The sequence below is a fragment of the Thalassolituus oleivorans MIL-1 genome (assembly GCF_000355675.1).
Lineage (GTDB): Bacteria > Pseudomonadota > Gammaproteobacteria > Pseudomonadales > Oceanobacteraceae > Thalassolituus > Thalassolituus oleivorans.
Window position 1 is genome coordinate 1,210,972 of record NC_020888.1, and the last position, 18,660, is coordinate 1,229,631.

General features: G+C 46.5%; 12 protein-coding genes and 6 tRNA genes. 10 read left to right on the forward strand and 8 right to left on the reverse strand.

What is annotated here, in order from left to right:
- Positions 1–2: 2 nt before the first annotated feature.
- The 10 genes from TOL_RS05485 to TOL_RS05530 all read left to right on the forward strand — a co-directional run bounded on the left by TOL_RS05485 (position 3) and on the right by TOL_RS05530 (position 12,978).
- Positions 3–959, forward strand: coding sequence for a metallophosphoesterase (locus TOL_RS05485; RefSeq protein ID WP_015486307.1), 957 nt, complete (start codon positions 3–5; stop codon positions 957–959).
- Positions 959–1,801, forward strand: coding sequence for a rhomboid family intramembrane serine protease (locus tag TOL_RS05490; RefSeq protein WP_015486308.1), 843 nt, complete (start codon positions 959–961; stop codon positions 1,799–1,801). Before TOL_RS05485 ends, TOL_RS05490 begins: the two co-directional genes overlap by 1 nt.
- The gene (locus TOL_RS05495) at positions 1,791–2,036 is read left to right on the forward strand and encodes a YeaC family protein (protein WP_015486309.1); all 246 of its coding nucleotides are present in this window, start codon (positions 1,791–1,793) and stop codon (positions 2,034–2,036) included. The genes TOL_RS05490 and TOL_RS05495 overlap by 11 nt, the downstream gene beginning before the upstream one ends.
- A 25-nt stretch (positions 2,037–2,061) precedes the next feature.
- Positions 2,062–2,883 carry a DUF2797 domain-containing protein gene (locus TOL_RS05500; protein WP_015486310.1) on the forward strand — a complete coding sequence of 274 codons (822 nt, stop codon included), beginning with the start codon at positions 2,062–2,064 and terminating at the stop codon, positions 2,881–2,883.
- A gap of 19 nt (positions 2,884–2,902) precedes the next feature.
- Entirely contained in the window at positions 2,903–5,530 is a 2,628-nt protein-coding gene (gene pepN, locus TOL_RS05505; RefSeq protein WP_015486311.1) for an aminopeptidase N, read from the forward strand.
- Between the two features lie 96 nt (positions 5,531–5,626).
- Positions 5,627–7,009, forward strand: a complete 1,383-nt coding sequence (locus TOL_RS05510; protein ID WP_015486312.1) for a DUF1329 domain-containing protein — start codon at positions 5,627–5,629, stop codon at positions 7,007–7,009.
- Positions 7,010–7,245: 236 nt separating this feature from the next.
- Positions 7,246–8,463, forward strand: coding sequence for a WD40/YVTN/BNR-like repeat-containing protein (locus TOL_RS05515; protein WP_015486313.1), 1,218 nt, complete (start codon positions 7,246–7,248; stop codon positions 8,461–8,463).
- Between the two features lie 2 nt (positions 8,464–8,465).
- Positions 8,466–10,949, forward strand: coding sequence for an efflux RND transporter permease subunit (locus tag TOL_RS05520; protein WP_015486314.1), 2,484 nt, complete (start codon positions 8,466–8,468; stop codon positions 10,947–10,949).
- A 103-nt stretch (positions 10,950–11,052) separates the two neighbouring features.
- The gene (locus tag TOL_RS05525; RefSeq protein WP_015486315.1) at positions 11,053–11,910 is read left to right on the forward strand and encodes a hypothetical protein; all 858 of its coding nucleotides are present in this window, start codon (positions 11,053–11,055) and stop codon (positions 11,908–11,910) included.
- 15 nt (positions 11,911–11,925) lie between these two features.
- A complete protein-coding gene (locus TOL_RS05530) occupies positions 11,926–12,978 on the forward strand; it encodes an AraC family transcriptional regulator (RefSeq protein WP_015486316.1) in 1,053 nt (350 codons plus the stop codon).
- Between the two features lie 441 nt (positions 12,979–13,419).
- On the opposite strand, the gene TOL_RS05535 is transcribed toward TOL_RS05530, so the two are convergent.
- The 8 genes from TOL_RS05535 to TOL_RS05570 all read right to left on the reverse strand — a co-directional run bounded on the left by TOL_RS05535 (position 13,420) and on the right by TOL_RS05570 (position 18,516).
- A tRNA-Asp gene (locus TOL_RS05535) sits at positions 13,420–13,496 on the reverse strand.
- A gap of 33 nt (positions 13,497–13,529) precedes the next feature.
- A tRNA-Val gene (locus tag TOL_RS05540) sits at positions 13,530–13,605 on the reverse strand.
- A gap of 179 nt (positions 13,606–13,784) precedes the next feature.
- Positions 13,785–13,861, reverse strand: a tRNA-Asp gene (locus TOL_RS05545).
- Positions 13,862–13,895: 34 nt separating this feature from the next.
- Positions 13,896–13,971: transfer RNA gene (locus tag TOL_RS05550), tRNA-Val, on the reverse strand.
- A 22-nt stretch (positions 13,972–13,993) separates the two neighbouring features.
- Positions 13,994–14,070 (reverse strand) — tRNA-Asp (locus TOL_RS05555).
- 29 nt (positions 14,071–14,099) lie between these two features.
- Positions 14,100–14,175: transfer RNA gene (locus TOL_RS05560), tRNA-Val, on the reverse strand.
- A gap of 157 nt (positions 14,176–14,332) precedes the next feature.
- Positions 14,333–17,437, reverse strand: coding sequence for an efflux RND transporter permease subunit (locus TOL_RS05565; RefSeq protein ID WP_015486317.1), 3,105 nt, complete (start codon positions 17,435–17,437; stop codon positions 14,333–14,335).
- Positions 17,434–18,516, reverse strand: coding sequence for an efflux RND transporter periplasmic adaptor subunit (locus TOL_RS05570; RefSeq protein ID WP_015486318.1), 1,083 nt, complete (start codon positions 18,514–18,516; stop codon positions 17,434–17,436). The genes TOL_RS05565 and TOL_RS05570 overlap by 4 nt, the downstream gene beginning before the upstream one ends.
- Between the last annotated feature and the right edge of the window lie 144 nt (positions 18,517–18,660).

Below are 18,660 nucleotides of genomic sequence, written 5' to 3' on the forward strand. Positions count from 1 at the left end.
GTATGCACCAAGGCTACGATTTGATTGGTGATATCCATGGCTGTGGACATACGCTGATCGAGTTATTGGAACAAATGGGTTACACCAAGCGCAACGGGGCGTATCAACATCCAAAACGCAAAGTTGTTTTTGTGGGGGATATCGTCGATCGCGGTCCGAACATTCGGCTCGCCTGTCACGTTGTGCGTGACATGGTGGACAATGGGCACGCCCACATTGTTATGGGCAATCACGAATACAACGTCGTGACCTATTGCACCGAGGCACCTCCAGGTATGCGCCAACCGTTCTTGCGCGAACACACCAAGCGCAATGATTTTATGGTGGAGCAAACGCTCGAACAATTTGCTAATTACCCGCAAGAATTTAACGAGTTTTTAGACTGGTTTATTGATCTGCCTTTGTTTTTAGAGTTTGACCATTTTCGCGTGGTTCATGCCTGTTGGGACCAAGCTATGATTGATGAATACATAGCGCGGTATGGTGGTAATCAGCTGGCACGTGACATGCTGCCAGAATCAATTAACACCGATTCCTTTATCTATCGTTTTCTCGATCGAATGCTACGTGGCACCTCATTGAAATTGCCAGATGGGCGCACTATGACGGCAAAAGACGGCATGAAACGGCAGTTTTTCCGCACCAAGTTTTGGGCCGATCAACCCGAACGCTATAACGAAGTTGTTTTTCAGCCAGATCCGATTCCGGAAGATTTGCAGCATGCGCTGCTTAGCGAAGATGAGAAAAAGCAATTGTTGTATTACGGCCCAGAAGAAAAGCCGTTGTTTATTGGTCACTATTGGATGGCGGGTTTGCCAGCTCCAATTGTGCCCAATATCGCCTGTATTGATTACAGTGCAGTGAAATATGGGCGTTTAGTTGCTTATAGAATGGATACTGAGCATGCGCTGCAAAAGAGCAAGTTCACTTGGGTTCGAGTGGAAAAAAGCGAGCGCTAATGGAACCATTGTTGATACTGAAAGCGCCTCTAGGACTTGATTTAAGTCCAGTGACGCAGCGATTGTGGGCCGAGAAAATCGTACACCGAGTGATTGAAATTGAAGGGGAGCAATGTTTATTTATTGCTGATCCACGGCAATTTCCATTGGTAAAAGGTTTTATCGATGATTGGCACAATGGCGTACGCGTCGAAGAGCCAAAAGAATCGGTTAGCGTTGGCATCTTTGCCGGTGTAATGTCGGCGCTGCAAACCCCTGTAACATTGGCCTTAGTCATATTATTACCACTAGTGTACTTGGCGATGCAGTTTTCGCCTTTTTGGCATGAGTGGGTGTCTGCTGGGCAAACCCTTTGGCCAGAGCAACGTTATGCGCTAGCGAGTTATGTCGATATGGGGCTATGGTCGTTGTGGCGTCCGACTTTGTTGCATTTCAGTTTGTTGCATCTACTTAACAATACTTTTTGGTGCTGGGTCTTAGGTCGCGCATTAGAAAGGCGAGGTGAATGGATTGCCTTGATAGCGTTAATTGCTGTTTGCGGATTGGCGGGTAATATTTTGCAGTGGTGGTACCAAGGACCGGCATTTGGCGGAATTTCTGGCGTGGTTTACGGCCTAGTCGGCTGGGTCGGTTTACGTCAGCGCCGCTATCAAATAGCTTACGGAATTCCTCCGGCACTGATGACCGTGATGGTGGTGATCATGGCAGTAACCATAGCTGCAGAAACAATTGAACCGGGTTTAACTGGAATAGCCAATGGTGGCCATTTAGGCGGTTTATTAGCGGGTTTAATGTTGGGTTGGCTTTGGCCGGTCAAAAAACGAGGTAAACATGACGCTTGAACAATTAATTAAAGCACTGACTCCTGAGGTGTATGAAAATCTGAAAAATGCTGTGGCAACGGGTAAGTGGCCGGATGGCAGGCTGTTAGTTGAAGGCCAGCGTGAGTTATGTATGGAAGCCATTATGCACTATGAAGTGACTCACAATGTGCCGGAAGAGCTGCGTGTTGGTTATATGGAAAGCCAGTGCAAATCCTCAAAAGATGATGATACGCAAACATTGACTCTGCAATGATGACAGCGCATTAAGGTAAAACACGATGGAAATTACAGGGCACCTAGACAAAATGCGGGTGCAGCCGGGAGAGCCGCTAACCTATCAAATGGTTTTAGATGAACATCTAGTCGATCTTAATCAATACTTAGGCAAAGCGATTACTATTACTTGGACAGGTGCTATTAAATGTTGCCATTGTGGGCGCAGTACCAACAAGAGTTTCAATCAGGGTTATTGCTATCCGTGCTTTACTAAATTAGCGCAATGCGATTCCTGCATGATGAGCCCTGAAAAATGTCATTTTCATATGGGAACTTGTCGAGAGCCGCAATGGGCTGAAAAAATATGTTTTAACGATCATATTGTTTACCTTGCTAATTCTAGCGGCATTAAAGTTGGCATTACGCGTATGAAAAATATGCCATCGCGCTGGTTAGATCAGGGAGCCTCTCAGGCTTTGCCTATTGCTAGGGTAGCGAACAGACGTTTATCTGGATTGATTGAAGATACCTTGCGCAAGCAAGTGGCTGATAAAACTAGCTGGCAAGCTATGTTGAAAACTGAAGCGCCGGCTGTGGATCTTGAAGCTACCAGAGATGCGCTACGTGAACAGTTCTCTGCGGAGCTTGCGGCTATTGAATTAGACGCAGGGCCAGGCTCTGTGAGTTGGTTAGGCAGTGAAACGGTAAGACAATTTAACTACCCAGTACTGCAGTATCCAACTAAGGTTGTTAGCCATAATCTAGATAAAACACCCGTTGTTTCCGGGGTGTTACTGGGAATAAAAGGTCAGTATTTAATGTTAGATACTGGTGTGATTAATTTACGCAAATATACCTCTTACGCCGTTACTTTCAGCGCGTAAGATAAGCATCGAGGTCGATATGCGAGACGCACAGCCAAAAGCGATTCAACTGAGTGATTATCGTGCTCCGAATTATCAAGTCGAGACGACTCATCTGCGTTTCGAGTTATTTAATGATTACACCATAGTGCACAGTAAGTTAGAGCTTGTGCGCCATCAAGCTGATGCGACCTCTTTGCACCTTGATGGTCAAGAGTTGGAACTCATTTCAATTGAATTAGATGGCCAGCCTTTGACGGCAGAACGTTATGTGTTGGGTGAAGAGTCAATGGAGATTCATGGCTTGGGTGAGCGTCATACCTTGGCTATCGTGACTCGCATATATCCAGCTAAAAATACCGCGCTCGAAGGTTTGTATCGTTCTGGCGGAATGTACTGCACCCAGTGCGAGGCCGAAGGTTTTCGTCGCATAACTTATTACCCAGATCGTCCAGATGTGATGTCGGTATTTACTACTGAAATTATTGCTGATGCTGAGCAATTTCCCGTTTTACTATCGAATGGGAATCCTGTGAGTGAAACCGTCAGTGATGGCAAACGTCATGCAGTATGGTTAGATCCTCACAAAAAACCGGCGTATTTATTTGCGCTGGTGGCCGGTGATTTGAAAGTAAAAGAAGATCGCTTTACCACCATGAGTGGTCGTGACGTGGTGCTCAAGATTTTTGTTGAACCACAGAATATTGATAAAACCGATTACGCCATTGATGCATTGCAGCGCTCTATGCGTTGGGATGAAGAGGTTTACGGGCGTGAATACGATCTTGATATTTTTATGATCGTTGCTGTTGATGATTTCAATATGGGCGCGATGGAAAATAAAGGGCTTAATGTCTTTAACTCGTCGTGCGTATTGGCCAATCCTGCAACGGCTACCGATGCGGCTTATCAACGTATAGAGTCCATTGTTGCGCATGAATACTTTCACAATTGGTCGGGCAACCGCGTGACCTGTCGTGATTGGTTTCAATTAAGTTTGAAAGAAGGTTTTACTGTTTTCCGTGATGCCGGTTTCTCTGCCGATATGAATTCTGCCACTGTAAAACGGGTAGAAGACGCGAAAATTATGCGTACGGTGCAATTCGCTGAAGATGGCGGCCCTATGGCGCATCCAGTGCAGCCTGATGCGTATATCGAAATCTCCAATTTTTATACGGTTACGATTTACGAAAAAGGCTGTGAAGTCGTGGGGATGCTGCACAAAATTTTAGGTGCAGAGAAATTCCGTAAAGGCTCAGATTTGTATTTTGCTCGCCATGACGGTCAGGCCGTCACTATCAATGAATTCGTTAGTGCGATGCAAGACGCGAGTGGTATTGACTTAACCTTATTCAAACGTTGGTACAAACAAGCGGGAACACCGATTGTGAGTGCGACGACGAAGTACGATGCTGAGGCGAAAACCTTAAGTTTAACTCTGCGCCAGCACACGCCTGATACGCCAAAGCAAACGAATAAATTACCGGTTTGGATTCCAGTGCAGCTTGGTTTACTTGATGCGAACGGCAATGATATGGCGATTCAAGTTGAACCCGCAGCGGCTTGGACACCTGAAAGCCAAGTACTGCATTTTAAAGAAGCTGAACAAACGTTTGTATTTAGTGGCGTAACCACTGAGCCGGTAGTTTCGTTATTTCGCGATTTTTCAGCCCCTGTAAAAGTGCAATTCGATCAAACTCCGACCGATCTTTTGTTCCTACTAAAGCACGATAGTGACGGTTTTAATCGTTGGGATGCTGGTCAGCGTTTAATGTTGCATTGGATTGAGCAAGCCGCGGCAACGTCTGAATTTTCACTCGCGCCAACAGAACGCGAAGCATTGGCCTCATTGTTGGCCGATACCGAGTTAGATGCAGCAATGGTGGCGTACTTACTGACCTTGCCGTCAGAAGCCTATATTTCTGAATTCAGTGATGTGGTTGATCCCCTGCGTATTCATACGTCGCGTGAAGCCGTGTGCCAAGCAATTGCAGTCGATTTGAGTGCAGAATTTAAAGACTGTTACTTGAGATTGTGCAGTTCTGACGAATATGCCCCCATTCCGGCTCAAATGACCGCTCGCGCATTGAAGAATTTAGCGTTAAGTTACTGGGCGCGCGTGACAGATGAAGGTTTAGAGCAAGCGCAGCAACAATTTGCTTCGGCCGATAATATGACGGATCAAATGGCTGCGCTTATCGTTATGGTGAATAGTGGTAACGAGGCGGTAGCGGCTCCGGCATTGACCTCCTTCTATCAACAATGGCAAACAGACCCATTGGTGGTGAATCAATGGTTAAGTGCTCAAGCTGGGTCATCGGCAATGGGTACGGTTGAACATGTTAAGTATTTATTAGCACACCCAGCATTTGATTGGCGTAATCCTAATAAAGTACGGTCTGTGATCAGCATTTTTGCCAATCAATCATTAGTTAACTTCCATCGAGAAGATGGAGCTGGCTATGCGTTGTTAGCCGATGCTGTTATACGTTTAAATAGCAGCAACCCACAAATCGCCTCACGTTTGTTGACCCCGTTAACAAAATGGCAGCGACTTGTGCCAACTCTTTCACAGTTGATGAAAGCCGAATTGCAACGCATTATGCATCAGGGCAATCTATCTAAAGACGTATACGAAGTTGTAAGTAAGAGCCTCGGTACGTCTTAATGTGAATACAGCAAGAAAAAGCACAACCATTTATGGGTAGTTCAGTGGTTCCCTAGCAGAGAAGCATGATGATTCTCTCGGGTTTAGAGGTTGTAAATGAATAAGAAAAAATGGATAGCAGCGGGTGCGCTGGCTTTGATGTTTTCCACATCGAGTGTTTTTGCAGCTGTCTCTGTGCAGCAGGCGGAGCGCCTGAAGGAAGATCTGACTCCCGTTGGCGGAGAGCGTGCTGGGAATGGTAAGGATATTCCACCATGGCGCGGAGGGTTATCCTTGCCTCCTTTGGGCTATACCAAGGCTGGTCAACATCATATTGACCCGTTTCCTGGTGATAAACCGTTATTTACGATTAATGCAAAGAACGCCTCTCAATATCGCGCGTATTTGAGTGATGGCCAAATGGCTATGTTCGATGTTTACCCTGACACTTTCAAAATACCGGTATATAAGACGCGTAGAACTGCTGCAGCGCCTGAATGGGTATACGAAAACACTTATAAAAATGCGGTACGCAGTGAGTTAGCGAATAATGGCTCATCGCTGTTGTACGCATACGGTGGTATTCCGTTTCCGGTCATTGATCTCGATGATAAAGAAGCTGGCTTAAAAGCCATTTGGAATCACATTACTCGCTGGCGCGGTACATACTTGCAGCTTCGAGCTTCTGAAGTTGCGGTACAAGTTGATGGTAATTTTTCACCTACGACCGTGCAGCAAGAAGTTGAATTTAACTACTATCGTCAAGATCGTACCATCGAAGATCTGAATAACATCTTGTTCTATTACCTATCTGTAACGAAAGCGCCTGCGCGTTTAGCGGGTGGTGCGGTATTAGTTCATGAATCGTTAAACCAAGCGGATGAACCTCGCCAAGCTTGGGGTTATAACGCGGGTCAGCGTCGCGTACGTCGCGCACCAAACCTAGCATACGATACGCCCATTGCAGCAGCGGATGGTTTACGCTACGCCGATGATACCGACATGTTCAACGGTTCACCGGATCGTTTTGATTGGAAGTTGTTGGGTAAAAAAGAATTATTTATTCCCTACAACAACTATCGTCTTAGCTCGAATGAACTGAGCTACAACGATATCTTACGTCCTGGACACATCAACCCTGAGTACACGCGTTATGAAAAACATCGTGTTTGGGTATTAGAAGCTACACAGAAAGCAGGTGTTCGCCACGTTTATAGTAAACGTCGCTTCTATATAGATGAAGATACTTGGGGAATCGTGCTAGCAGATCAGTACGATAACCAAGGCGATCTCTGGCGTGTATCCACGGCCTATATGAAAACTTACTATGAATTGCCAGTGACGTGGACGACGCTTGATGTGTTCCATGATCTGAAAGCTCGCCGATACCATGTTCAAGGACTGTCAAACGAAGAAATGGGCGAGATAGATTACAGTAGTCCACCGCCAGGTGAACGCTATTTCACGCCAGCTGAATTAAGGCGGCGTGGAAGACGCTAAGATTAAAGTTGTAAAACGGACGCAGTGTGAACTTCGTCCGTTTTGCTTTTTAGGATTGCGTCTATCCTTATAACTACACCAGCTTTCATTATTGATCCCGAAATTCATGAAAAGTAGTGCTGGTCGTAGCGTTACAGAAATTTGCCTTACATTCTGTAACAACGGGACGTTAGTCAAGATCAGGCCAGTTCGATAGACTAGCCTCAGCCGACATTACTATAAAAACGGGGTCTGATATGTTTTTTAATTTGGTTAAGCCTAAAGGATGTGCAAATGGGGATGCGCGCCTGAATGGTTTATCCCGCGTTATAGCACTACTTACTATGGTGCTTGCCGCTGATCTAACACAAGCAGAGTGGATAGATCCGCTCGATTCGCCTGCTTTACAAACTATGCGTGCACATGAGTCATTGTTATTAGATGTTACTCGTGCGGGCAATCGTATCGTTAGCGTAGGTTCATACGGACATATTGTTTTTTCGGACGATAATGGGATGAGCTGGCGTCAAAGCGATGTGCCTGTATCGGTCACGCTGACGGCCGTGCACTTTTCGGGTGACCGCTATGGTTGGGCCGTGGGACATGATGGTGTGATATTACACAGCAGTGATGCTGGTCGTAGTTGGGAAAAACAATTTGATGGTTTTGCAGCAAATGATGCCATCGTCCGCGCAGCAAAAGCGAATTTAGCGAAAGCAGAAGATGCGCTTGTTGCGGCCTCCGATTCTGGTAATGATCTACGAATTGAAAACGCAGAAATGGCCGAAGAAGCAGCCAGTTTTGCAGTTCAAGATGCTGAGTATGACCAGAACACAGGGTCTACTAAGCCATTTCTTGATGTTTGGTTTTACGATGCCAATCGCGGTTTTGCCGTTGGTGCCTATGGCATGTTCTTTCAAACTTTAGACGGTGGTAAAAATTGGGAAGATGTTTCTTCACGATTACCCAATCCTGATCGTCTACACCTAAATGCTATCACCAATGTCGGTCCGACTTCTTTGGCAATTGTCGGCGAAATGGGTCTTCTATTGCGTTCGGATGACTTAGGGCAAACTTGGGTAACTCAAGATTCGCCTTACGATGGTTCACTGTTTGGCATGGTGGATAGCGGTGATTTGCAACTCTTGTTCGGTTTACGCGGTCATGTTTTTCGTTCAAAAGACGACGGCATTACTTGGGTCGAATTAACGACAGGCAGTGAACAAACATTATTAGGCGGCGTTGTTGGCAATGGTGAAGCATTGCTGGTGGGTAACGCTGGTTCAGTTGTGGTGTTTAATGAAAAACTAATGGCACCGCGCTCAATTATTCTTGGTGGCCGTAAGGCATCATCTTCAGTGGTCGAAACTAATGATGGCCACTTTATTATTGTTGGGGAGGCCGGTGTGAAGATCTTAGATGCGTCGGGAGAACTGATGGATCTCAATATCAGCATGGCAACCGGAGAAGAGTGATCATGAAGGAAAAAAAGAGTCATTACTCAACGGTTCCAGAGCATTATATTTTATCGCCTGAGTCAGAACCTTGGTTAGAGCGTTTTATTTTTAATAATCGCGGCATAGTTATGCTGCTATTAGCCATTATTACCATGGTGTTTGCTTATGGTTTGAGCAAAGTAACGCTTGATGCCAGCATCGAAAAATACATTCCGCTGAATCATAGTTATATTCAAAATTATCTAGTCCATAAAGACGAGATGAAGAGTGGTGTTGCTAACGTAAAAATTGCCGTTGAAGTGACAAACGGTGACGTATTTACCGCCGAATACATGGAAAAACTGAGCAAGATCAGTGATGAAATATTTTTCATCAAAGGCGTTGATCGCTCGGGCATGCAGTCGCTATGGACACCAAACGTACGCTGGATGGAAGTAACAGAAGAAGGCTTCCAAGGCGGTCCTGTTATTCCAAGCACTTACGATGGCAGTAAAGAAAGCCTCGAAGTTGTGCGTCAGAACGTACTGAAATCTGGACAAGTCGGTCGTTTAGTTTCCAACGACTTCCGTTCGTCAATTATCGATGTACCACTAATTGAATACGATCCAGAAACGGGTGAAAAGCTAAGTTATGGTCAGTTTTCACACGACTTAGAAGAAAAAATTCGTTCTCAGTTTAGTGATGATCAATACAAAATTTACATTACCGGCATGCCTAAAAAATTAGGTGACTTACTCGATGGCGCTAAGTCCATTGGTGGGTTCTTCCTAATGGCTATGATCATGACCGCGATTCTGTTGTACCTGTACTCACGTTGCCCGAAAGGCACCGTTGTACCGATCGTTGCTTCGCTAATCGCCGTGGTATGGCAATTAGGATCGTTGGCGTTGGCAGGCTTTACGGTCGATTTATATTCGGTATTGGTGCCTTTCTTAGTCTTTGCGATTGGTATTAGCCATGGTGTACAGATTATTAACGGTATCGCCATTGAGTCGGGTAAAGGAGCTTCACCAGTTCAAGCGGCTCGCCAAGCGTTTCGCGGTCTTTATGTACCGGGTATGTTGGCACTATTGAGTGATGCGATTGGTTTCTTAACACTCCTGTTTATTGATATCGGTGTTATTCAAGAGCTAGCGATTGCAGCGAGTGTCGGCGTTGCCATGATTATTGTGACTAACTTGGTCTTGTTGCCGATTGTTATGTCTTATATCGGTATTAGTCGTTCCGGTGTTGAGCATGCGCGTAAGTCGGATGCTAATCCCGCCGCTATCTGGCGCGGACTTTCAATGTTTGCGAATCGCAAAGTGGCACCAATACCAATTGTGATCGCAATCGTGATGGCTGTTTCTGGTTATTATTACAGTCAGGGATTAAAAATTGGCGACTTGGATAAAGGTGCTCCTGAGTTGCGTGCAGATTCGCGCTACAACCTAGATAACGCCTTTATGGTATCCAATTATTCCACTAGTGCAGATGTGTTTGTGGTGATGGTTGAAACCGCTCGGGAACACTGCAATAGCTTCAAAGTCATGGACGCTGTTGATCGCTTTATGTGGTACATGGATAACGTTGAGGGGGTTCAATCGACAACATCGTTAGTAACAGTGTCAAAGCTAGTTACGAAGGCGATGAACGAGGGCAACCTCAATTGGTCGGCGTTATCTCGCAACCAAACCATTTTGAATACCTCAATCCAGCGTGCACCAGCAGGATTATTGAATCCTGATTGTTCGATGGCTCCTGTGATTGTGTATCTTAACGATCATAAGGCAGAAACTTTGGAAACCGCGGTTGCTGCGGTAGAAAAGTTTAAAGAGCAATTTGACGACCACGTTGATGAAAAATATTTTGGTTACGGTATGGCTGAAATGGATGAAGCTATCGCCAATGGTGAAATTGATTCAGCACCTGTGCGTTTCCAATTAGCGTCGGGTAACGCGGGTATTGAAGCCGCGACAAACCAAGTCATTGCTGATGCACAAAATACCATGTTGATCTTCGTTTACGTGGTTGTATTTGTACTCTGCTTTATGACGTTCCGTTCATTTACCGCTGTTGCTTGTATTCTAATTCCATTGGCTTTGACGTCGATTTTAAGTCAAGCACTGATGACGTATTTGGATATCGGCGTGAAAGTAGCGACCTTGCCCGTGATTGCACTCGGGGTTGGTATTGGCGTGGATTACGGGATTTATATCTATAACCGTCTAGAAGTAATGATTGTTGCTGGTAAAACCATGCAGGAAGCCTTCTTCGAAACATTACGCTCAACCGGTAAAGCCGTGTCATTCACGGGGATTACCTTGGCGATTGGTGTTGCTACTTGGATTGCATCGCCGATTAAGTTCCAAGCCGATATGGGTATTTTGTTGACCTTTATGTTCTTGTGGAACATGTTAGGTTCTTTGATTCTGCTACCAGCTTTGGCAAGCTTTATCTTACGTCCTGAACGTATGAAAGCACGTCACAAAGCTCGTCACGGCGATACTCCGCCAGCGGGTTAATGACGTCGGCGATAGCCTCCGTTACACTAAAGCCCCAGCCACGCTGGGGCTTTTTTATTGCTGCCATTAAATAGTGCTCTATCCAACACCATTAGGAGTGTGAATGAAAAGTTCATTAGGTCTTGAAGCTAAGCTTCCGGTATTCGATTTACTCAAAGAAGCTATCGTCTTGCTTTGGGCAAAACGCAATATTGTGATCCCTATGTTTTTGCCAGTAATTTTTGTTTTGGCGACCGTCGACTTTATTAGCGAAGTCTATTTCTCTCCCGTTGTTACGGATGATGCTCAGGTGGTCGAAGCAGACCCTATGGTCGAAGCGGGACAGTCGATGAAGCAATTGGGCATGAGTCTTATCGCTATGCTCTTTAGTATTTTAATGGCGACAGCGGCTCATCGTTTTACTTTATTGCCTCGTGATCAGTGGTACACAAATGGTTTACATGGCTGGGGTAAAAATGAATGGCGCTATCTAGGGCGCGCTGTTGTTATTGGATTTATTGCAGGCATAGCGGCTTTAGTACCATTTTTTATTGGCGCAGCGACAGGCTCGCAAGAAGGAATGGCCATTGGAGGCACAATTGGTGGGCTAATCGCTATGTATTTATTTGGTCGCCTGTCGATTACTTTGCCTGAAGTGGCGATTGGTAAGCAGGGGGATTTGAAGCGTGCTTGGGCGTTAAGTGAAGGAAATGGTACGCGTATGGTAATCGTTGTATTGTTAATTCCAATCGCCATGATTATTCCTGCAGCAATTTTGTACTGGCTTGAATCTCACTTAGCGACGTATTTTGCGTTGCTGGTTGTGTATGTTGGTAGCTTGATATCCGTAACTATTTTGTCGCTGAGCTATCAATTTTTAATCGATTTTTACGAGCCTGAATCACTAGCTCCAGAAGTGCTTAGTGAAGAGCTTGAGCAGCCAGCTGAAAAAGAAGGCGAGTCAGGTCGTTTTGACGCTTAATTTGAGATTCATATCGTGAAGCTTGGAGATGTTTCAGTCGCTTTCGTTGAGCTCATGCGCTTGGCCATGAGTCGCTTGGGTCACGATGCGACACCTATGCTACAGCAATTCCAGTTAGACGATCTCAAGCTCGCGTCACCGGACGCACGCATCAGCATTCCGCGCTTCATGCGTCTCGGGCATGCCTGTATAGAGGTGAGTGACAAGCCTTGGCTTGGCTTGGAAATGGGGCGTCAGACTAAAGCGCCGCATCTTGGGTTAGCCGGCTTACTTGCGATGAGTGCGCCGAATGTGCGCATTTCTTGTCAGGCGTTGGCGACATATGAATTATTGTCTAGTTTTAACGCGCGTGGTCGCTCTCAATTTAAATTGGAGCAAGGCTGCGGCGTCGCCAGTTTCTATTCGGTTAGCCCCTACAATGCCTACAACTTATTCGTCGTAGATTCTGTCTTGTGTGGCTGGTATCACTTTCTTCAGTGGGTCACTGGTCGCACTGATTTGGTGAAGCGGATAGAGTTTGAGTTCTCAGCGCCGAGCTATGTCGATGAATATCAAGGTTACTTTCAATGTCCGGTGCATTTTGAGGCAACACGCAACGCTGTCGTGCTTCACGAGTGGGCATTGGAAATACCTTCGCTTCATGCTTGTGCATCAACGTATGAAGCCCTTCGGCGCAGTGCTGAGCGAGAATTAGAGCATGTTCGATTAGGGTTAAGTTACCGCGAGACGGTCGCTCGTGCTATTGGTCCACTATTGGATGGCAATACACCAACCTTAGAGCAAGTGGCGCATCGTTTAAATACGGCACCGTGGACGTTAAGGCGTCGATTAAGTGCAGAAGGGCATAGCTTTCAAGAAGTATTGAATACGACCCGCCGAGATTTGGCGGTAAGTTACGTAAGGGATACTACGCTGACCCTAGGTGAGATAGCATTTCTGCTTGGATTTGGATCAGCGACTGCTTTTCAGAGAGCGTTTAAACGGTGGACTGGCGAAGCGCCAGGTCGGTTCCGTGAAGAAAAACGCCGGAGTTACATTTCTACTGCGTCATCAACATCGTCTTCATAATCGTCGATGGTGATATCTAGCAGCTCTTCAATATAGTCAGACATAACTGCCTCCTTATTGTTTTAGTTTTAGTTGACCTACATTTCTTGGCTAGCATTAGTCGTGCCAGCTTCAATAAGCATAGACGCTAACGGGTGTAAGACAAGATTTTAGTCTAAGAGTTTCTATACATATGCTCTAAGACGGTAGAGAGAATAGAATCTTGGTGTGACAGTTATATGACAAGAATACGAATTATTGATGGCGTTGCGGGGCTTTAAAAGGGGATCTATAAAAAGATGGCGGACGACTGGGCGGCATCCCGTGGGACTCGCTGTGATCATCAAAAACAAAGGGTATAAAAGGGGATCTATAAAAAGATGGCGGACGACTGGGCGGCATCCCGTGGGACTCGCTGTGATCATCAAAAACAAAGGCTTTAAAAGGGGATCTATAAATAGATGGCGGACTGGACGGGACTCGAACCCGCGACCCCCGGCGTGACAGGCCGGTATTCTAACCAACTGAACTACCAGTCCGCATTGTCGATGCTTTACCTGCATCAAAAGGTTTGGTGGGTGATGACGGGATCGAACCGCCGACCCTCTGCTTGTAAGGCAGATGCTCTCCCAGCTGAGCTAATCACCCAATCTTTAATATCGCTTCGCTGTTCGATTTATTACTGCGTTGTTCCTCGCTCGTCCCTGCGACTACCATGTGGTATGCCTTGGGTACTCGCTGCGGTGCGCCTTGTACTAATTTCGAACATCAAACCGTGCTAATCCGGTTTAGCCTGCAATACTAATCACTACATTTTTAGACAATAATGGCGGACTGGACGGGACTCGAACCCGCGACCCCCGGCGTGACAGGCCGGTATTCTAACCAACTGAACTACCAGTCCACATTGTCTGATGCTTAACCTGCATCTAAAGGTTTGGTGGGTGATGACGGGATCGAACCGCCGACCCTCTGCTTGTAAGGCAGATGCTCTCCCAGCTGAGCTAATCACCCTTATTTGTCGTCGTATAAGTAATGGCGGACTGGACGGGACTCGAACCCGCGACCCCCGGCGTGACAGGCCGGTATTCTAACCAACTGAACTACCAGTCCGTTACTTATTACACTTCAAAATTCGCTTTTGGTGGGTGATGACGGGATCGAACCGCCGACCCTCTGCTTGTAAGGCAGATGCTCTCCCAGCTGAGCTAATCACCCTCGTCCTAAAGCGAGTGGGCATTCTACTCGCGTCGGATTCTATGTCAAATGCTATTTCTAACTTTTCTTACTTTTTTCAGTAGGTTGCGTGAATTTTGACCACGGCATTCTTCTTCGTGTGAACAAAAAGGAATGCCCCGTTCTGAATAGATTCTGGCTACTCTCTGTCTCGCCATACGAGCAGCGCTGGCGTCAATATCAGTGTCAGTACCGTCGCAAAGGTTAAACCCCCAGCAATCGCGGTTGATAATTGTGTCCACCACTGTGATGAGGGTGCACCAATGCTGAATTCTCGATGAATTAGATCGATGTTCCATTGCAGCACCATAGGCATTAAGCCAACGATGGTGGTAACCGCTGTCAGTAATACCGGACGTAAACGAATCGCACCGGTACGCAAGGCAGCGTCAAACGCAGTAAGCCCCGTCTTTTTGAACTGGTTATAGGTATCAATAAGAATGATATTGTTATTCACCACAATTCCGGCCAAAGCGATAACACCAACGCCACTCATCACAATGCCAAATGGCTCGCCCCGAATTAATAAGCCCATCAGTACGCCGGCAATCGACAGCACAATGGCACTCATAATGAGGCCAGCTTGATAGAAGCTATTAAATTGTGTGACTAGAATCGTCACCATCATAAAAATGGCGATGGCAAAAGCACTCACGAGAAATATGCCGGTTTCGGCTTGTTCTTCAGAGTCGCCGCGAAACTTAGGTTCTACACCTGCTGCTTGCCAGTCGATTTCTTTCGCTTGTTCACCAAGTTCGGCAATCTTGGCGTTAGCGTTAACGCCGTCTTTAACATTAGCAGTGATGAGATAACGTCGTTTGCCATCCGCTCGCACGATATCGCCGGTACGCTCGATGGGGGTACGTTTAACAAACTGACTGATTGGCACTAGACCCTTATCGGTATGAATATTGAGGTCGGTGAATAAGTCGATGGTGCGCTTCGAGCCGGGATAGCGCAGAAGAATATCCAGTTCTTCATCGGCATAGTCTGGCTGAAACTTAGTAATAAGCTGGCCACCGGTCACCATGCGTATTAACGACCCAATTTCTGCCACGCTAGCGCCGTAGCGTACCGCTTCTTCGCGATCAATATCTATTCGCCATTCCACACCTTGCAGTGGGCGGTCGTCACGCACGTCTTTAAGGTCTGGGTCGGCTTCTAACATGGCACGTACTTTTTCCACCATAGGTAGAAGGTTCGCTTCCGTATTGCTGCTTAATTGCAGCTGAATTGGCGCTCCACCGGCAGGGCCACCTTCTTTTTTTCGTGTTTCGATAATCAAACCGGGAATATGGGCTGTTCGTTGTTCAATTTCTTTTAGTATTTCTACGGCTGGACGGCGCGATTCCCAGTCAATTAATTCAAGTTGAATCCGACCAATAAGATCCGGCGGAGAACTTTCCATTCCTCCTCTGGGTGCGTGGGCAAATACCGAGGTGTAGATGGCATCAATTTCAGCCATATCAAAAATTTGATTTTCGACATCGCGCACCAGTGTTTCACGTTCGGCAATTGATAGGTTGCCTCGGGCACGAACATCCACCATGGCGACATCGGCATCCACATCCGGGAAAAATTCGGAGCCATGGCCTAAAACGCTGTAGACGAAAAATGAACCAAATACAGAGGCAAGAACAATCAGGGTGGTCATGGCGGGCGCTTTTAAAGCTTTGGATAGTACGCGTACGTAGCCACCAGAAAAGCCTTTTAATTTGCCAAAATCGCCTTGTTCCGCCGCAATAATACTATCTAAAGAATCGTTGTCATGGTGCTTTGCTTGGCCCAGTGTTTTACCGATGGCGGGCATGACGATCAAAGCCATGATGAGCGAGCCGGTTAAAGTGAATAACAAGGTTAGCGGCAAGAACTTCATAAAGCCGCCCATAATGCCGGGCCAGAATAATAGCGGTAAAAAAACCGCAAGAGTGGTTGCTGTCGAGGCGATGATTGGCCACGCCATACGACTGGCGGCCTCGGTAAAGGCATCTTTTGCGCTAGCGCCTTCGGCAAGTCGGCGATCGGCATATTCGACCACGACGATGGCGCTGTCGACTAACATGCCGACGGATAAAATTAAGGCGAAAAGCACCACCATATTCAATGTGTGCCCCATGGCCGCAAGTGCCATAATCCCCATTAGAAATGCACCGGGAATTGCCAAGCCAACCAGTAATGAGCTGCGAACACCTAAACTGCCAAGAATTAAAATAAATACCAGCAAGGTTGCGACCAATACGCTATTAAAAAGATCGTTAAGCATGGTTCGAATTTGCTTTGATTCATCTTGAATAATGCCGATGGTCATACCTTCTGGCAGTATTTCTTGCGCTTGGGCTGTGATTTCGCGAACTTCATCTAAGGTTTCAATGATGTTGGCACCAATGCGTTTTTTAATGTCGAGTGTTACCGCCTGAACACCATTAACCCGTGCAGCCGAGGTTTTATCTTTAAACGATAAACGGCCAACGGCAATGTCTTGAAATAACACGACGTGATCGTCGGTTACCTTAACGGGTAAGCGCATTAATCCTTCGATGTCATCTATGCGTCCCGGAATTTTTATCCCAAAGCGACCGGCTTCGCTGTCGAGATCCTCCGAGGCAACGAGCAAACTATTGTTGCTTAATAGTTGGCCAACTTCTGATAGCGATAACCCATAGTTATCCATGCGCGCAGGGTCAACAATGAGTTCGGCGATTTGTTCACGCTTACCTTGAATATTAACTTCGAGTACACCTGGTAAGGCTTCAATTTTATCTTTGAGTGCATCGGCCGCGCCATAAAGAACATTCTCATCGACCGCGCCAGATAGAGTGACCACCATCACCGGAAATAGGGCGACGTTAATTTCGCGAATAACAGGCTCTTTGCTGTCGACGGGAAGCTCGCCAACGGCATCATTTACTTTATTACGAACGTCTTCTAGCGCTTTGTCGATATCCACATTACTGTAAAAATCGAGCTGAATAGAAAGATGACCAAAACTCGCGGTAGAGGTCATTTCTTTCAGTCCCTCCAGCCCTTGCAGTTGAGTCTCTAGTGGCTCGTACAACAAACTATCGGCATCATCTGGCGATATACCGTCGTGTACCACCGATACATATACCTGTGGAATGGTAACGTCGGGCGCGCTTTCTTTGGGTATTTGATAGAGAGTTGTAGCCCCAGCAATTAACGTTAATACGAAGAGCATGATGACCGTGCGATGACGATCAACGGCTGCGCGGATCAATGCCATCATGATTGGCTTGCCTCGTTATTCAACAAAACGGCATTCACATGCTCACCGACGGTTACGAAGCCTTGGCCAACCGTAATAATGCGTTGTTCACCGGTTGGACCTTGAATCCAAATACCATTAGTTTCGGCCGATAAAATACTAACAGGCACAACGGCGACGGTATCTTCGGCAGTGATTACCTTGAGTCCTAGGCCGCCGTTATCCGTGATGATTAGCAAAGACGGAGAGACAAAATAAGCATCGACTTTACCTTGGGGGACAAATAGCGTTGCCGTTTGTCCGTCGAATAATGGTGCCGGCGCATCGTTAACTTCCATCTCTATCGGGTAGGTGCGAGTTTTGGCATCGGCTGAGCTTGCGATAAAACGAATAGTGCCAGTGAGGCGGGTGTCGTCGGGAAGAATCGCGTATGCCTCAGTCCCTTTGCGTATTTGATTGATATTGTTTTCAGACACAGAACCTTTGATCAACATGGTGGCGTTGTCGACGACTCGCACAAGGGTTTGACCTACAGAAGCATATTCGCCCAATTCAACAAAGCGCTGGTCATATACCCCAGAAAATGGTGCTTTGACACGGGTGGCTTCTAAGTCGAGGCGCGCACGGGTAACAATGGCTTCCGCTTCGGCCAGTTCGGCTTCCGCAGAGGCGATGGCTGATTGATTGGTGAGGCCGCGCTCATATAAGTTGCGCACGCTAGCGGTTTCTAGCTGGCGTTGTTCTAGACGCGCTTTTGCTTGTTTCAATTTAGCCGGAAGGTCACGCTGATCAATTTCGAGAATTGTATCGCCCTGATTAACCAACGCGCCGCGCTTCAACGGCAGTGCGGTTACTTTGCCGTTAATCTCGGCCACTACATCGACGCTTCGATTTGCACTAATATGAGCTGAAATTCTTACGTTGCTGGCTTTTTGAGTCGGAACGAAAACTTCGTAGCCTACTTTAAACGAGGTCTCTTGATTGTTAAGAGGGCGATCGGCGACATCGGGTTCAGCGGCATCGCCTGATACAACCCAAACCACTAGTAAAAGTGCAATGAGAATAGCAATGACATGAGAGCGGTTAATTTGTATTGGCATTATTGTTATTCCAGATAGATATTTGGCGCTAGGCGAGGCTAGTCGTTGCCTAAAAAAATCGTTACCGGATACTACCGGCTGTTTAGGCTCGATCATAGAGGCTAAATCGGTGAATTTTACGACAAATTGGTGACTGGCTTCCGG

Excerpts from the sequence above, each read along its gene's own strand:
- TOL_RS05485 (WP_015486307.1), top strand. The coding sequence starts at position 3 with ATGCACCAAGGCTACGATTTGATTGGTGATATCCATGGCTGTGGACAT.
- TOL_RS05490 (WP_015486308.1), top strand. The coding sequence starts at position 959 with ATGGAACCATTGTTGATACTGAAAGCGCCTCTAGGACTTGATTTAAGT.
- TOL_RS05495 (WP_015486309.1), top strand. The coding sequence starts at position 1,791 with ATGACGCTTGAACAATTAATTAAAGCACTGACTCCTGAGGTGTATGAA.
- TOL_RS05500 (WP_015486310.1), top strand. The coding sequence starts at position 2,062 with ATGGAAATTACAGGGCACCTAGACAAAATGCGGGTGCAGCCGGGAGAG.
- pepN (WP_015486311.1), top strand. The coding sequence starts at position 2,903 with ATGCGAGACGCACAGCCAAAAGCGATTCAACTGAGTGATTATCGTGCT.
- TOL_RS05510 (WP_015486312.1), top strand. The coding sequence starts at position 5,627 with ATGAATAAGAAAAAATGGATAGCAGCGGGTGCGCTGGCTTTGATGTTT.
- TOL_RS05515 (WP_015486313.1), top strand. The coding sequence starts at position 7,246 with ATGTTTTTTAATTTGGTTAAGCCTAAAGGATGTGCAAATGGGGATGCG.
- TOL_RS05520 (WP_015486314.1), top strand. The coding sequence starts at position 8,466 with ATGAAGGAAAAAAAGAGTCATTACTCAACGGTTCCAGAGCATTATATT.
- TOL_RS05525 (WP_015486315.1), top strand. The coding sequence starts at position 11,053 with ATGAAAAGTTCATTAGGTCTTGAAGCTAAGCTTCCGGTATTCGATTTA.
- TOL_RS05565 (WP_015486317.1), bottom strand. The coding sequence starts at position 17,437 with ATGATGGCATTGATCCGCGCAGCCGTTGATCGTCATCGCACGGTCATC.
- TOL_RS05570 (WP_015486318.1), bottom strand. The coding sequence starts at position 18,516 with ATGCCAATACAAATTAACCGCTCTCATGTCATTGCTATTCTCATTGCA.